Raw genomic sequence first — 15,451 nt, forward strand, 5'->3', positions numbered from 1 at the left:
GTTTTGACCGGGCTGACGCCATCGCGAGCATGCTCGCTCCTACAGGTCTTGAGGTGGTACCTGCGGGAGCGAGCATGCTCGCGATGATCCGGTCAGTCTTCGGGCCGCAGAATCAACACCGCCAACGGCGGCAAATTGAGGACCAGCGATAATGCCTGACCATGACTTGGCGCCTCTTCGGCGAGCACCCCGCCTTCATTGCCGTAGTTGGACCCGGCATAAGTTGCCGAATCGCTGTTCATCAACTCCTTCCAGCGGCCCGCAAACGGCACGCCCACGCGATAGGCTTCACGTGGCACCGGCGTGAAGTTGGCCACCACCAACACCGGATCACCCTCCTTGCTCCAGCGCAACCACGCATAGACACTGTTGATCGCATCATCACCAATCAGCCACTGGAAGCCCTGCGGCACATCATCCTGCTCATGCAGGGCAGGCACTTCCCGGTACAGGCGGTTGAGGTCGGCGACCAGTTTCTGCACGCCCTTGTGCTCGGAGTACTGCAACAGATACCAGTCCAGTTGCTGATCGTGATTCCACTCACGCCACTGGCCGAACTCGCAGCCCATGAACAGCAGCTTCTTGCCCGGATGCGTCCACATGAAACTCAGGTAGGCCCGCAGGTTGGCAAATTTCTGCCAGCGGTCGCCGGGCATCTTGTCGATCAGCGAATGTTTACCGTGCACCACTTCGTCATGGGAGATCGGCAGGATAAAGCGCTCGGACCACGCGTATACGAGGCCGAAACTCAGTTCGTTGTGGTGATGCGCGCGGTACACCGGGTCCTGCTGGATGTAATGCAGCGAGTCATGCATCCAGCCCATGTTCCATTTGTAGGCGAAGCCCAGGCCACCCTGTTGTGTGCCTTGGCTGACGCCTGGCCACGCGGTGGACTCCTCGGCGATTACCAGTGCGCCGGGCGCTTCCAGTGCCACGACATCGTTGAGATGGCGCAGGAAGTCGATGGCTTCCAGGTTTTCCCGGCCACCATGGCGGTTCGGCACCCACTCGCCGGCTTTGCGCGAGTAGTCGCGATAGAGCATCGAAGCCACGGCATCGACCCGTAGGCCGTCAACGTGGAAATGCTTGAGCCAGTGCAGCGCTGACGCCAGCATGTAGCCGTGCACTTCGGTGCGGCCCAGGTTGTAGATCAGCGTGTCCCAGTCCTGATGAAAGCCTTCCAGAGGGTTACCGTATTCATAGAGTGCGGTGCCATCGAACTGTGCCAAACCATGGGTATCGGTAGGGAAATGCGCCGGCACCCAATCGAGGATCACGCCAATATCGGCGACGTGGCAGGCGTTGACGAACGCCGCGAACTCATCAGGCGTGCCATAACGTGCGCTCGGAGCGAACTGCGCCAACAACTGATAGCCCCATGAGCCACCGAACGGGTGCTCCATGATCGGCATCAGTTCAATGTGAGTGAATCCCAGTTCCTTGACATACGGAATCAAGCGCTCCGCCAGCTCTGGCCAAGTGTACTGGCGAGCCACTTCGCCAAGATCGTCCAGCTCGCATTGCCACGAGCCGGCGTGCAGTTCATAGATCGACAAAGGGGCGGTCGGGAGATGGCGCTCGCCTCGGGACAACATCCAGTCCTGGTCCTGCCAGTCGACCTTGAGCGGCGACGCGACTTTCGACGCGGTGTCCGGTGGCAAGGTGGTTGCCAGTGCCATGGGGTCGGCCTTCAGCGGGAGAATCCCATGGGCGCCGAGAATTTCGTACTTGTACACCTCCCCCGCCTGCAGGCGCGGGATGAACAACTCCCAGACCCCGGTAGGATGGCGCAGGCGCATCGGATGGCGACGCCCGTCCCACACGTTGAAATCGCCGACCACCGACACCCTTCTGGCATTCGGCGCCCACACTGCGAAACGCACGCCCTCGACGCCGTCCACTGTCTTCAGTTGTGCGCCGAGGCAGGCGCTCAAGTCACGGTGATTGCCCTCGGCAAACAGGTACAAATCCATTTCGCCCAGCAGCGGGCCGAAGCTGTAAGGGTCTTCGGCCAGTTGTTCGCCACCGGCCCAGCGAGTCCGCAGCAGATAAGGTTGTGCCCGTTCGAAATGCCCGACAAACAGCCCTGGTGTCTGTGTGTCTTCGAGGTTGCCGAGCTCTTCGCCAGAATCGCTGGCTACCACCTGAACGCTCAGCGCGCCCGGCAGATAAGCCCGGATAAACTGCCCGCCAGCGCCATCGCCGTGGGGACCGAGAATGGAAAAAGGGTCGATGTGTTCAGCGCGTACCAACGCGTCGATGTCCCGCGCCCTGGGTAGCAGCGCTTCTTTGTGATCACCCTGTTCCTTGTTCGAGACACTCATGACTACTCTCCACCAAGATCGGAAAAGGGTTTAAGCCCACTCAATAATCCATATAAACCGTGCAACGGCACGGACAACCACGTGGGGCGATTTTCCGCCTCATAGGCCACTTCATACGCGGCCTTCTCCAGACCGAACAACGCCAGCGCAGCATCTTCGCCTTCCGGATCTTGCCATGCATGGCCAAGACCGGCAGCCGCCAGCCGATAAGCGTCGACAAATGACTGCCGTGCCTCTTTCAAATAGCGATCAGCTACCCGCACGCGTGCCGCATCGGCCACGGCGGTGTTGTCGACGTTGTGCACATTGATCGCCATCGCGGCAGCGTAGTCGAAGGAGCGCAAAACGCCGCTGACATCTTTGTACGGGCTGTGTTTGCCCCGCCGTTCATGCAGCGGTCGTGCCGGTTCGCCTTCAAAATCGATCAGGTACGCGTCGCCCTTGATCACCAGTACCTGCCCCAGGTGCAAGTCGCCATGCACCCGAATCCGCAAGCCACCCGCGGTCTTTTTACCCAGCTCCTGAACATGGCCGAGGATCGCCTTTTTATTATCAAGTAACCGGCTGACCAGGGTTCTATCCGCCGGGTTCAATTCGTGTTGATGCTGCTTGAGCAACTTCAACGCATGCTCGATCTGTGCCACAACATCCCTGGTTGAAGCCAATGCGTCTTTTGCTGTGGTGACCTGCGGTGCAAAATCGGCGTGGGTACTCGGCGCGGCGAGCACCTGGTGCATTTCGCCCAATCGCTGACCGAGCATGCCAGCGAAATCTTTCAGTTCGCCGAGCGCGTTGTAATGTTGTTCCTGCTCGGACATGGCGCCGGCCAGTTCATCACGCAACGCCCGTTCGAGGTTGTTCTGCGTCCATTCCCAGGCGTCACCCTGATTGCTCAAATAACCTTGGGCGATCATCAGCAGATTGTCTTCACCGGCGGCATCGCGACGCACCACGGCGCCTAGCAGTGGCGAAATATGCCGGAAGCCTGCCTCCGTCAGATAAGCACTCATCTCCAGCTCCGGATGCACACCGGAGGCGACTTTGCGGATCAGTTTCAATACCAGGCTGCTGCCGATCACCACCGAACTGTTGGATTGTTCGGCTGACAGGTAACGCACCGGTGACTCGGCGTTCAGGCCGAGTTTTTCCAGCTCGGCGGTAGCCTCGAAGCGAATATCGCCCTCGCTCGTCTGCAACACCTTACCGGCCTGAATGCCTTGCAGCACGGCGTGGACGAAGGTTTCCAGGCTGAAGGCATCGGTGATCAGGCCGACCTGGCGCACGCGTCGAACCCTCGACAAGGCCAGTTGCTGGGGCAGCGCTGCACCGACCTGTTCCTCCGGAATGTAGCCGAACGGCAATTGATATCGACTGGTCTGGCCGCCGCTGGTGACTTCGATCTCACTGAACAACACCGGATGTTGCGGATCGCCGAAACGCACGCCGTAGGCGAGTTTCACCTGCTCGATGACTGCGTCCTTACCGGCGAACCAGCGACGGTTCTGCAGCCAGCTCGGCAGAATCTGCTGTTCGAGCGTATTGCGCGACGGGGCTTCGAGCAGTTCCTCCATGCGCTTTTTCAACACCAGCGTAGTGAAGTCCGGCAGGCTTTGAGCAGGTTCCACATGCCAGCTCGGCATCTGGTTTTCTGCCGCCAGGCCGAACCAGTAAAACCCATACGGCGCCAGCGTCAGCAGGAAATTCAACTGCCCGATGGGCGGGAATGCGTTACCGCCCAGCATCTCCACCGGCACCATGCCGACGTAGGCCGACAGGTCCAGTTCTGCCGCCTGGGCACTGCGCGACACGTTGGCCACGCACAGAATGATTTCGTATTTGCCGTCCGGTCCGGTGTACTCGCGGGTGTACGCCAGAATTCGCCGGTTGCTCGGCGACAGCATCTTCAATGTCCCGCGCCCGAACGCCTTGGATTGCTTGCGCACGGCGAGCATGCGCCGGGTCCAGTTCAGCAGCGAATGCGGGTCACCGGCCTGGGTTTCGACGTTGACCGACAGGTAGCCGTATTGCGGATCCATGATCGGTGGCAACACCAGGCTCGCCGGGTCGGCACGGGAGAAACCGCCGTTTCGGTCAATGGACCACTGCATCGGCGTACGCACGCCGTCGCGGTCACCGAGGTAGATGTTGTCGCCCATGCCGATTTCGTCGCCGTAATACAGGGTCGGCGTGCCGGGCATCGACAGCAGCAGACTGTTGAGTAGCTCCACACGGCGGCGATCGCGCTCCATCAACGGCGCGAGACGGCGGCGAATCCCCAGGTTGATTCGCGCACGACGGTCAGCCGCGTAGTAATTCCACAGGTAATCGCGCTCCTTGTCGGTGACCATTTCCAGGGTCAGCTCATCGTGATTGCGCAAAAAAATCGCCCACTGACAGTTGGCCGGAATATCCGGCGTCTGGCGCAGGATGTCGGTGATCGGAAAGCGGTCTTCCTGGGCCAGCGCCATGTACATGCGCGGCATCAGCGGGAAGTGAAAAGCCATGTGGCATTCGTCGCCGTTCAAACCCTTCTTGTCGGTGTCGCCGAAATACAGCTGCGTGTCTTCGGGCCATTGATTGGCCTCGGCCAGCAACATGCGGTCGGGGTAATTGGCGTCGATTTCGGCACGGATCTTTTTCAGGACATCGTGGGTTTCCGGCAGGTTTTCATTGTTGGTGCCATCGCGCTCGATCAGATAGGGAATGGCGTCCAGGCGCAGTCCGTCAATGCCCATGTCGAGCCAGTAACGCATAACCGACAGTACCGCTTTCATCACCTGCGGGTTGTCAAAATTCAGGTCAGGTTGGTGGGAGTAGAAACGGTGCCAGAAGTACTGGCCGGCAACCGGGTCCCAGGTCCAGTTGGACTTCTCGGTGTCGAGGAAGATGATGCGGGTGCCGTCGTACTTTTGATCGTCATCGGACCAGACGTAGAAGTCTCGCGCCGCCGAGCCCTTTTTAGCCTTGCGCGCTCGCTGGAACCACGGGTGCTGGTCGGAGGTGTGGTTGATGACCAGTTCGGTAATCACCCGCAGGCCACGTTTGTGCGCCTCGGCGATGAAGCGCTTGGCGTCGGCCATGGTGCCGTAGTCGCTGTGCACACCTCGATACTCGGCGATGTCATACCCGTCGTCGCGGCGAGGCGATGGATAGAACGGCAACAGCCAGATGGTATTGACACCCAGATCGGCAATGTAGTCGAGCTTGGCGATCAGGCCAGGAAAGTCGCCGATCCCGTCGTTATTTGAGTCGAAATAGGATTTTACGTGTACCTGGTAGATCACCGCATCCTTGTACCAGAGCGGGTCCTTGATGAAGGTGGCTGCTTTGGGTTTCTTCGCCATTTGAAACTCCTGTTGAATTCTCTACACGCCTGGCAAACGTGCCAGGTCTCTGTAGGAGCTGCCGCAGGCTGCGATCTTTTGCCTTTCCATTGAATGCCAGGATCAAAAGATCGCAGCCTGCGGCAGCGCCTACGCGGTAATCCGCCAAATCCCGAACGGCTGATACGCCGGGTCGATTCGCATGAATTGGTATTTGCCGTGCCACGTCCAGCGATGGCCGTTCATCAAGTCTTCGCCTTGGGTGCTGGCGTCATCCGGCAAGCCCATTTCCCACAATGGCAACTCGAAATTCGCTTCCTGAGCGTTATGCGGGTCAAGACTGACCGCGACCAGAATGAAGTTGCTGCCGTCGGCGCTGCGTTTGCCGAAGTACAGAATGTTGTCGTTCCAGGCGTTATAGATTTTCAGGCCCAAATGCGTATGCAATGCCGGGTTCTGTCGGCGGATGCGGTTGAGCTGGGCGATTTCGGCGATGATGTTGCCCGGGGCGTTGAAGTCCCGGGGGCGGATTTCGTACTTTTCCGAGTCCAGGTATTCCTCTTTGCCCGGCACCGGGGCTGATTCGCACAGTTCGAAACCGCAATACATGCCCCACAGGCCCGAGCCCATGGTCGCCAGCGCCGCACGAATGAGAAAACCGGAGCGGCCGGACTCGTGGAGGAAGGCCGGGTTGATGTCCGGCGTGTTGACGAAAAAATTAGGCCGGTAGCATTCCCGCCAGGGCGATTGATTAAGTTCGGTGAAGTAGGTCGCCAGCTCCGACTTGGTGTTGCGCCAGGTGAAATAGGTGTAGCTCTGGGAATAACCGACCTTGCCCAGCCGCGCCATCATTGCCGGGGTGGTGAAGGCCTCAGCGAGGAAGATCACTTCGGGGTACAACGCCCGCACATCGGCGATCAGCCATTGCCAGAATGGCAACGGTTTGGTGTGCGGATTGTCGACGCGGAAGATCTTCACCCCCTCCTCCACCCAACCCACCACAATGTCGCGCAACTCGATCCACAGGCTCGGGATCGCTTCGGCGGCGTAGAAGTCGACGTTGACAATGTCCTGGTACTTCTTCGGCGGATTTTCCGCGTATTTGATCGTGCCGTCGGGCCGCCAGTTGAACCAACCGGGATGCTGCTTGAGCCACGGGTGATCCTGGGAACACTGGATGGCGAAGTCGAGGGCGATTTCCAGGCCATGGCTCGCCGCCGCGGCCACCAGTCGGCGGAAATCCTCACGAGTGCCCAACTGCGAGTGAATCGCTTCGTGACCACCCTCCTCGCTGCCAATGGCATAGGGACTGCCCGGGTCATCAGGACCTGCGGTAAGGGAATTGTTTGGGCCTTTGCGATAGCTGCGGCCGATCGGATGGATCGGCGGAAAATAAAGCACGTCGAAACCCATGTCCTGAATCATCGCCAGCCGCGAATGCACGTCGTTGAAGGTGCCGTGGCGAGACGGATCATCGGTGATCGAACGCGGGAACAATTCGTACCAACTGGCGAACTGTGCCAATTCACGTTCGACATCCACCGGGTATTCGGGGCTCAGGCTCAAATAGGCGCGATGATCGGCCTGGGCCATCAGGTCGGCGCTACGCTGGTGCAGAAACAGCGCAACCTGCTCGGTTTCGAGCAGTCCCGACAGTTCGTGATGCAACGCCGCCAGTTGTTCGCTGAGTTGGCCTTCGCTACGTTCAGCGGCTTGCTGGACCTGATTGCGCCCTTCCTGCAACTCCAGGCTGACCGGCACGGCAGCCGCATGCTTTTTTTCCAGCTCGTAACGGAAACTGGCGAACTGATCGATCCAGGCCTCGATACAGAATCGGTAGCGGCCCTGGCTTTCGACGCGGAACTGGCCCTGCCAACCGTTGTTGCCCAGATCGTCCATGACCGCGCTCTGCCACAGGTCCTGACCATCACAACACCAGCGCACCCGCACCGCCAGCTTGTCATGTCCGTCGGCGAACACCTTGGCCGTTACCACAACATCCTGCCCCTCCACCGCCTTCACGGCGAACTGCCCACCTTCAAGGGTCGGCATGGCGCTTTCAATGACAATTCGCGGCAGCAACAGTGCCTGCGACAGCGGCATGTTCGGGTTGTAGCTCAGTTCAGTCGGTTTTTCAGCCGTCATCGAGCCTCTCTCCTTACGCCCCATGGACGCGCTTGTGTTTGTTCAACATCCCCGCCGGAACGCCTGCCCCGGAATGAACTCACTTAGGTTCCGAGCGACAGGCGCCGGGAAAAGTTCAGCGCAATCGGGGGGAATCAAATCTGCCACGTCGTGGTCAACCAACTTAAGCACGACTCACGCCATGTGCCACTGGAGGCTTGATCAATGAACAACCCATTCCCGGCAGAAACCCCCGATCCGAACATCGACAGCCCGGTCATCCCTGAAGGCGAGCCGCAACCGGTGCCCGAACAAGACCCACCCGACACCACCCCGCCACGGGAAGAACCGCCAACAACGATGCCACCTGTCATTGTCAAACCCTGACACTGTAGGCACCGAAGACTGCGATCCGTTGATCTGGGCTTCCCCTGATATCAAGACAGTTAAACAGTCAGAGTCAAAACATCGCAGCCTTCGGCAGCGCCTACAGGGTGTGGTCTTTCTCCAGCAGCTTCACAATTCGCGGCATCACGCTGAACACCCCCAATGCCAACAACGTACTGAGCACCGCCGTGGCTTCGCGCCCTAATCCGGCCGCGACGCCGATGGCGGCGGTCATCCACAAGCCCGCCGCAGTTGTCAGGCCTTTGACGTGACCTTCGTCGCCCTCGTGGTTTTTCAGGATGGTGCCGGCGCCGAGAAAACCGATACCGGCAATCACCCCCTGCACCACCCGGCTCATGGCGTCGGCCTGGGAACCGGACATCTGCGGCACCAGCACAAACAGTGCCGCCCCCATCGCCACCAGCATGTGGGTGCGCACACCGGCAGCCTTGCCCTTGTGTTCGCGTTCAAAACCGAGAATCCCGCCCAATAAAGCGGCCATCAGCAACCGCACCGTCACCCGTGTCAACTGTGACGCGTCGCCGATATCGGCGAACTCGGCTTGCAGCGTTACCCAGACTTCATGCCACCAGGCGTTCATGGTGATGTCCTTGTGAGGAGCCATGGATGGTGGACCGCACCGACCATTAATCGGTTGCATAGAACGATAACCAGCGGTTGCGGCCAGAGACTATAGGTTCCGCCGAAAAAAGGACTCCACCATGACCGTGCGCATTGAAAACCAGACCTGCTTTTTCACCACTGAAAATGGCGAAGAAATCCGACTATGTCCCGATGTCACCATCATCACCGACTCGGAAAAAGCCATGTCGGCCGTGGACATCAATGGTCAGCACATCTACATCACCGAAGCGGAAGCGGACGCCTTGACCGTAGCGGGCGCAGTGGACGGTCGTCGGCACCTGAAAGCGACGGACAGTGATTCGGTGATTTGACTGATCTGGCTCAATACCGGCGCAAACAAGTTGCATAGGCGCGTGCGGCAGGTGCTTCAACTTGCCGCAGGCAGGCGCTCACACACGATCTGATCCGCTTTTTATTGAATTACCTGAGTCTGTTATGCAAACAGATTGCCGCTCATAGTGCTCATGCCTGATGGAGGCTGATGAGCGAAAGACCATGAGCGAAAGAATCCCCGTCCGAACCGTTGAAACATTCGAGCCTTTACCCGGCAGGAAGATAAAGGCCAAATCCAGCGACATTCTGATTCATACCCGCAGCTTTACCGGACTGTTCCGAACCCTGCGCCTGAGCGGCACGGGGCTTCTGTTTTTACTGTTTTTCGGCACTGTATGGCTCAATTGGGGTGGACGCCAGGCCGTACTCTGGGACCTGTCCGAGAGCAAATTCCACATTTTTGGTGCCACGTTCTGGCCGCAGGATTTCATTCTGTTATCGGCCCTGTTGATCATCGCGGCGTTCGGTCTGTTTGCTATCACTGTGTTTGCAGGTCGTGTCTGGTGTGGCTACACCTGCCCGCAGAGTTCCTGGACCTGGATTTTCATGTGGTGCGAGAAAATCACCGAGGGTGAGCGCAACCAGCGGATCAAACTGCAAGCGGCACCCTGGGGCCTCAACAAATTGATGCGCCGCTCGGCCAAGCACACATTGTGGCTGGCGATCAGCCTGCTGACCGGCCTGACCTTTGTCGGCTACTTCACGCCGATCCGGCCGCTGACCGAGGAACTGCTCACGTTGCAAATGAGCGGCGTCAGTCTGTTCTGGGTGCTGTTTTTTACCGGCGCGACCTACATCAATGCAGGCTGGCTGCGCGAAGCGGTGTGCATGCACATGTGCCCATATGCGCGCTTCCAGAGCGTGATGTTCGACAAGGACACCCTGACCATTTCCTACGACGTGGCCCGGGGCGAAAACCGAGGCCCGCGCAAACGCGAGGTCAAACCCGCCGAAGTCGGCCTGGGTGATTGCATCGACTGTCAGCTCTGCGTCCAGGTCTGCCCGACCGGCATCGACATCCGCGACGGTTTGCAGATGGAGTGCATCGGATGCGCTGCGTGCATCGACGCCTGTGATTCGATCATGGACAAAATGGGTTACGCCAAAGGCTTGATCAGCTACACCTCCGAGCATCAGTTGCAGGGTGGCAAGACGCACCTGCTGCGCCCACGGCTGATCGGCTACACCGCGGTGCTGCTGGTGATGATCGCCGCGCTGGTGGTTGCGCTGGTGGAGCGGCCGATGGTGTCGCTGGACGTCAGCAAAGACCGTGGCCTGTTCCGCGAGAACAGCCAGGGGCAGATCGAAAACATCTACAGCCTGAAGGTGATCAACAAGACCCAGCAACGCCAGGATTACCGGCTGACTCTGGTGGATGGCGACGGCTTCCAGTTGCAGGGCAAGACCGATCTGAGCCTGACACCTGGCGAGATTGTCGACGTACCCGTGTCGGTGGCGATGACTACGGAACGAGCGGCCAGCGGTTCGCAGAACATCGCGTTCAAAGTCCAAGACAGCGATGAACCAGGCATCTATAGCGTGGCGAAGAGCCGGTTTGTTGCGCCGATGAATCGTTGAGCCGTTAAACTGCGGTGCTGCCACGTGCGAGCAGGCTCACTCCCTCAAGAACAGCGCAATCTTTGTGGGAGCGAGCCTGCTCGCGATGAAGTCACTTCCGGTTTTTCTGAAACACACTTATCGGACTTTCGATGAAACGCTACGAAAAATTCGCCGACGACATTGCTGAACTGATCCGCTCCGGCGTTCTGGGACCCGGCCACCGCGTACCGTCGGTGCGTTATGCCAGTCAGACCTACGGCGTCAGCCCATCCACGGTGTTCCAGGCCTATTATCTGCTGGAGCGTCGCGGTTTGATTCGCGCCCGCCCGCGCTCTGGCTACTTCGTCAACACCCATACCCCGAGTCAGTTCTGCGAACCGGTAATCAGCAGCGAGGTAAACGAATCCACCGAGGTCGATGTCAGTGAACTGGTGTTCTCGGTACTCGACTCGATCAAGGACCCGAACACCGTGCCGTTCGGCTCTGCGTTCCCCAGTCCGACCCTGTTCCCCCTGCAACGCTTGTCCCGCTCCCTGGCCAGCGCCACCCGTGAGATGGACCCGCGCATGGTCGTCACTGACATGTCGCCGGGCAATCCACAATTGCGCCGACAAATCGCCCTGCGCTACATGGTTGGCGGTCTGATGTTGCCGATGGAAGAACTGCTGATCACCAACGGCGCCCTTGAGGCATTGAACCTGTGCCTGCAAGCAGTCACAGAGCCGGGCGATCTGGTAGCCATCGAAGCCCCAGCGTTCTACGCCTGTCTGCAAGTACTCGAACGCCTGAAACTCAAGGCTGTGGAAATCCCCGTGCACCCGCGCGACGGTATCGACCTCGGTGTGCTCGCGCAAACCCTGGAGCGACACCCGATCAAGGTCTGCTGGTGCATGACCAGCTTTCAGAATCCCATGGGCGCGACCATGCCCGAGGCGAAGAAGCAGGAACTGGTCGAATTGCTGCGCCGTCATGAAGTGCCGCTGATCGAAGACGATGTCTACGCCGAGTTGTATTACGGCCAGCAAGCACCGAAACCGGCCAAGGCCTTTGATACCGAAGGCCTGGTGATGCACTGCGGCTCATTCGCCAAAAGCCTCGCCCCCGGATACCGCATCGGATGGGTCGCCGCCGGGCGCTATGCGCAGAAAATCGAACGGTTGAAACTCATGACCTCGCTGTGTGCGTCGATGCCGGCCCAGGCGGCCATTGCCGATTACCTGCAACACGGCGGGTATGACCGCCATCTGCGCAAACTGCGTCACGCGCTGGAGGACCAGCAAAGCGCGATGCTCGCCGCCATCGCCCGGTATTTCCCGGCACAGACTCGGGTCAGTCAGCCGGCTGGCGGCTACTTTCTGTGGCTGGAGTTGCCGGAGCAAATGGATTCGTTGAAGTTGTTTCAGATGGCGCTGGCGCAAGGCATCAGCATTGCACCGGGGCCGATCTTTTCACCGACGCAGCGCTTCAGAAACTGTATTCGGCTGAATTACGGCAGTCCGTGGACTGAGGATTCGGAGAAGGCGATGGAGACGTTGGGGCGGATTGTGCGGTCGTTCTGATAAAAACAAGTTCGCTCCTGCAGGGGTATCTGTGAACACCACAAATCCACTGTAGGAGCGAGCATGCTCGCGATGAGGCCGGCACTGACAACACCAATCCCGGGGCTTAGCGCCCACCCCCCAAATCAACAAACGTCCCCGTCGCATAGGAAGCCTTGTCCGACAGCAGCCAGACAATCGCTTCCGCCACTTCATCCGGTCGTCCGCCCCGCGCCATGGGGATGGCGGATTCAAGCTTGCTGACCCGATCCGGATCACCGCTCAGGGCATGGAAATCGGTGTAGATGTAGCCTGGGCGAACCGCGTTGACACGGATGCCTTCGCCGGCCACTTCTTTGGAAAGGCCGACGGTGAACGTATCCAGCGCGCCTTTTGAGGCGGCGTAGTCAACGTACTCGTTGGGTGCCCCCAGGCGCGCCGCCACCGATGACACGTTGACGATGCTGCCGCCCTGCCCGCCGTGCTTGGGCGACATGCGCAAGATCGCGTGCTTGGCGCACAGCACAGGCGCCAGGACGTTGGTCTTGAGGATCTTGAGGATGCGGAACTCAGACATTTCATCGACCCGGGACTTTTGCCCTACAGTGCCGGCGTTGTTCACCAGTGCGGTGACCCGCCCCAGTTCGGCGTCCACCCGGTTAAACAACGCGATGACTTCGTCTTCAATGCTGACATCTGCGCGCACCGCGATGGCTTGCGCGCCGAGGGCGCGGACCTGCTCGAGCACGCCTTGAGCAGCCTGCTCGTCGGCCAGATAGTTGATGCAGACCCGATAGCCCTGCGCGGCAGCCAAAAGAGCGGTGGCAGCACCGATGCCGCGGCTGCCGCCGGTGATGACGATGACTTTATCCATGCGAGCTTTCCCCCCAATCCAAGCGTAAGCAGTCGAGGGCAAGAATAACCGTGATTCACGGGTTTTGCATGGACTCACATCAACACTCAACTCGCTACAACCTGCTCCCCACGCTGGATTTCGATCATGAAGCGCTCGGCCGGCAGCGGGTGACCGAGCAAATAGCCCTGCAGCGAGTCACACCCCAGTCGCGTGAGGAAGTCTTGCTGCACACCGGTTTCAACGCCTTCGGCGACGATGCGTAACCCCAGGGCCTGACCGAGGGCGACGATCGCCGAAACGATGGCGGCGTCATCGCTGTCGCGTTCCAGATCGCGAACAAAACCGCGGTCAATCTTCAGTTCATTGGCCGGCAGGCGTTTGAGGTACATCAAGCTGGAGTAACCGGTGCCGAAATCATCGATGGACAGGTCTACCCCCATGTCCGACAGTTCCTGCAGCACGGTCATACTGGCATCGGCGTCGCTCATCGCGGTGGTTTCGGTGATTTCCAGGGTCAGGCTGTTGGCCGGCAAACGATGGGTGGCCAGCGCTTTGGCCACGCTCCTCACCAGGCCCGCATGACAAAACTGGATGGCCGAAAGATTCACCGCGATGCGCCAGTCGGTGTACCCCAACACGTACCACTCTCGCATCTGCCGGCAGGCCTCATTGAGTACCCACTCGCCAATGGGAATGATCAGTCCGGTTTTTTCCGCCAGTTCGATGAACTTGTCCGGCAACAGCATCCCCTGTGTCGGGTGTTGCCAGCGCAGCAACGCTTCGGCACCGATTGGCCGGCCGTTGGCGGCATCGAACTTGGGCTGGTAATACAGGCTGAACTCCTGATGTTCCAGGGCATTGCGCAGGTCTTGCAGCAATTGCAGTTGTTTGCGGGCGTTACTGTTCATCGAAGCATCGAAGAAGCTGTAGCCGTTTTTACCCGCTCCTTTGGCGTGATACATCGCCGCATCGGCGTTCATCAGCAACTCTTGGGCGGTTTGGCCGTTGCCCGGAAAGAGCGCGATGCCAACACTGGCGGAGATTTGCAGATCATGCTCGGTGACACGGAAGGAGCGCGCGATCAGCCCGACCTGACGGGAAGCGAGACTCAAGGCGTCATTCTGCTCGTTCAACTGCACCAGCAGCACGAACTCATCACCACCGATCCGTGCCAGGGTGTCCTGATTGCGCAAGTCTTCTCGCAGGCGCGCCGCCACCTCACGCAACAGCAAATCGCCCATGTGGTGTCCGAAGGCATCGTTGACCGGTTTGAACCCGTCCAGATCAATGAACATCAGGGCAAAGCACCCGCCCTCTTCCTGCACCCTCGACATGGCCTGGTCAATACGGTCGGCGAGCAGCATCCGGTTCGGCAACCCGGTCAGCGTGTCATGCAGAGCCAGTTGCGTCAGTTCACGATTGGCTTCGGTCAGCGACAGGGCCAGGCTGGCGGTACGGGCCTCCAGGCGTGCATCGAGGATCGACGTCAGCAAGGCAATGCTCAGCACCGCCAGCGTGGTGATCAGCACGAGGTTATCCAGGCCATTGCCATTCAAACCAGAGGCGGCCGCACCGCAAAAACTGCCATCGGCAAAACGCGCGGCGGCCATGCCGGTGTAGTGCATGCCGACAATGGCGATGCCCATGATCACGGCAGCACCGCCACGGATCAATCGCACATGAGGCGTGTGCTGACGCAGGTGGAACGCTATCCACAACGCGGCCCCCGAGGCGCCGACGGCAATCAGCAACGAGGCGCTGAACAGTGTCGGGTCGTAATCGATCCCGGGCTGCATGCGCATGGCCGCCATGCCGGTGTAGTGCATCGCACTGATGCCGGCGCCCATGACCAGCGCGCCGAAACCCAATTGCCACGCCGGCAATTTCGGCTGACTGACCAGCCACAGGGCGAATCCGCTGGAGAGCACACCAATCAGTAAAGACAGTGACGTGAGCGCGATGTCGTAGCCCAGATCAATCGGCAACTTGAATGCGAGCATCCCGATAAAGTGCATCGACCATACGCCGACACCCATGGCAATGGCGCCCCCGGCCGTCCATAAATGCACAGCCCGCCCCTTGGCGGTTGCAATACGGCCGGTGAGGTCCAGTGCGGTATAGGATGCGAGAATCGCTACGCAGAGCGAAATGATGACCAGCGTAGGGGAATAGCTACCGATGAGCATGGAGACTTCTCGAAATCACCGCCGTATTGCATCCTTTCTCGGGGGTGAAATAGCGCGATTGTACTGATTCCAAAAGGGAACGCACTCACAAAGTTAGCAAAAGGCCATTAGTCCGATGAAACGCTTGTTTTACTGCTGGAGTTACCGAGCCAGACACCTTTGTGGCGAGGGGGCT

10 protein-coding genes are annotated in these 15,451 nt (G+C 59.4%); 4 read left to right on the plus strand and 6 right to left on the minus strand.

Annotation, left to right across the window (positions count from 1 at the left end; all coding sequences use genetic code 11):
* Positions 1-92: 92 nt before the first annotated feature.
* From glgB to QMK58_RS16955, 3 genes are all read right to left on the minus strand, one after another.
* Positions 93-2,324, minus strand: a complete 2,232-nt coding sequence (gene glgB / locus QMK58_RS16945; RefSeq protein ID WP_320395089.1) for a 1,4-alpha-glucan branching protein GlgB — start codon at positions 2,322-2,324, stop codon at positions 93-95.
* Between the two features lie 2 nt (positions 2,325-2,326).
* Positions 2,327-5,668 (minus strand): maltose alpha-D-glucosyltransferase, encoded by a 3,342-nt coding sequence (gene treS, locus QMK58_RS16950; protein WP_320395090.1) that lies wholly within the window; start codon positions 5,666-5,668, stop codon positions 2,327-2,329.
* A 129-nt stretch (positions 5,669-5,797) separates the two neighbouring features.
* The gene (locus tag QMK58_RS16955; RefSeq protein ID WP_320395091.1) at positions 5,798-7,792 is read right to left on the minus strand and encodes an alpha-1,4-glucan--maltose-1-phosphate maltosyltransferase; all 1,995 of its coding nucleotides are present in this window, start codon (positions 7,790-7,792) and stop codon (positions 5,798-5,800) included.
* Positions 7,793-7,996: 204 nt separating this feature from the next.
* Here QMK58_RS16955 and QMK58_RS16960 point away from each other — a divergent pair, with 204 nt between their 5' ends.
* Positions 7,997-8,158: a hypothetical protein gene (locus QMK58_RS16960; protein ID WP_172681823.1), complete on the plus strand. Its 162-nt coding sequence runs from the start codon at positions 7,997-7,999 to the stop codon at positions 8,156-8,158.
* A 100-nt stretch (positions 8,159-8,258) separates the two neighbouring features.
* Here the strand turns inward: QMK58_RS16960 and QMK58_RS16965 are convergent, their stop codons facing one another.
* On the minus strand, positions 8,259-8,759 hold the full coding sequence (locus QMK58_RS16965; protein WP_320395092.1) for an MgtC/SapB family protein: 501 nt from the start codon (positions 8,757-8,759) through the stop codon (positions 8,259-8,261).
* A 121-nt stretch (positions 8,760-8,880) separates the two neighbouring features.
* On the opposite strand from QMK58_RS16965, the gene QMK58_RS16970 reads away from it, so the two are divergent.
* From QMK58_RS16970 to mapR, 3 genes are all read left to right on the plus strand, one after another.
* Complete coding sequence (locus QMK58_RS16970) at positions 8,881-9,114, plus strand: DUF3203 family protein (protein WP_053158957.1); 234 nt, start codon at positions 8,881-8,883, stop codon at positions 9,112-9,114.
* Between the two features lie 184 nt (positions 9,115-9,298).
* Positions 9,299-10,714 carry a cytochrome c oxidase accessory protein CcoG gene (gene ccoG, locus QMK58_RS16975; RefSeq protein ID WP_320395093.1) on the plus strand — a complete coding sequence of 472 codons (1,416 nt, stop codon included), beginning with the start codon at positions 9,299-9,301 and terminating at the stop codon, positions 10,712-10,714.
* Positions 10,715-10,845: 131 nt separating this feature from the next.
* The gene (gene mapR, locus QMK58_RS16980) at positions 10,846-12,255 is read left to right on the plus strand and encodes a GntR family transcriptional regulator MpaR (protein ID WP_053158953.1); all 1,410 of its coding nucleotides are present in this window, start codon (positions 10,846-10,848) and stop codon (positions 12,253-12,255) included.
* A 106-nt stretch (positions 12,256-12,361) separates the two neighbouring features.
* Here mapR and QMK58_RS16985 read toward each other — a convergent pair whose 3' ends face one another.
* Together QMK58_RS16985 and QMK58_RS16990 are read right to left on the minus strand one after the other, a co-directional pair.
* Positions 12,362-13,108: an SDR family oxidoreductase gene (locus tag QMK58_RS16985; protein WP_053158951.1), complete on the minus strand. Its 747-nt coding sequence runs from the start codon at positions 13,106-13,108 to the stop codon at positions 12,362-12,364.
* Positions 13,109-13,194: 86 nt separating this feature from the next.
* A complete protein-coding gene (locus tag QMK58_RS16990) occupies positions 13,195-15,276 on the minus strand; it encodes a putative bifunctional diguanylate cyclase/phosphodiesterase (RefSeq protein ID WP_053158949.1) in 2,082 nt (693 codons plus the stop codon).
* Positions 15,277-15,451: the final 175 nt, after the last annotated feature.

The sequence above is a fragment of the Pseudomonas sp. P8_241 genome (assembly GCF_034008315.1).
Taxonomy (GTDB): Bacteria; Pseudomonadota; Gammaproteobacteria; order Pseudomonadales; family Pseudomonadaceae; genus Aquipseudomonas.

Excerpts from the sequence above, each read along its gene's own strand:
- glgB (WP_320395089.1), bottom strand. The coding sequence starts at position 2,324 with ATGAGTGTCTCGAACAAGGAACAGGGTGATCACAAAGAAGCGCTGCTA.
- treS (WP_320395090.1), bottom strand. The coding sequence starts at position 5,668 with ATGGCGAAGAAACCCAAAGCAGCCACCTTCATCAAGGACCCGCTCTGG.
- QMK58_RS16955 (WP_320395091.1), bottom strand. The coding sequence starts at position 7,792 with ATGACGGCTGAAAAACCGACTGAACTGAGCTACAACCCGAACATGCCG.
- QMK58_RS16960 (WP_172681823.1), top strand. The coding sequence starts at position 7,997 with ATGAACAACCCATTCCCGGCAGAAACCCCCGATCCGAACATCGACAGC.
- QMK58_RS16965 (WP_320395092.1), bottom strand. The coding sequence starts at position 8,759 with ATGAACGCCTGGTGGCATGAAGTCTGGGTAACGCTGCAAGCCGAGTTC.
- QMK58_RS16970 (WP_053158957.1), top strand. The coding sequence starts at position 8,881 with ATGACCGTGCGCATTGAAAACCAGACCTGCTTTTTCACCACTGAAAAT.
- ccoG (WP_320395093.1), top strand. The coding sequence starts at position 9,299 with ATGAGCGAAAGAATCCCCGTCCGAACCGTTGAAACATTCGAGCCTTTA.
- mapR (WP_053158953.1), top strand. The coding sequence starts at position 10,846 with ATGAAACGCTACGAAAAATTCGCCGACGACATTGCTGAACTGATCCGC.
- QMK58_RS16985 (WP_053158951.1), bottom strand. The coding sequence starts at position 13,108 with ATGGATAAAGTCATCGTCATCACCGGCGGCAGCCGCGGCATCGGTGCT.
- QMK58_RS16990 (WP_053158949.1), bottom strand. The coding sequence starts at position 15,276 with ATGCTCATCGGTAGCTATTCCCCTACGCTGGTCATCATTTCGCTCTGC.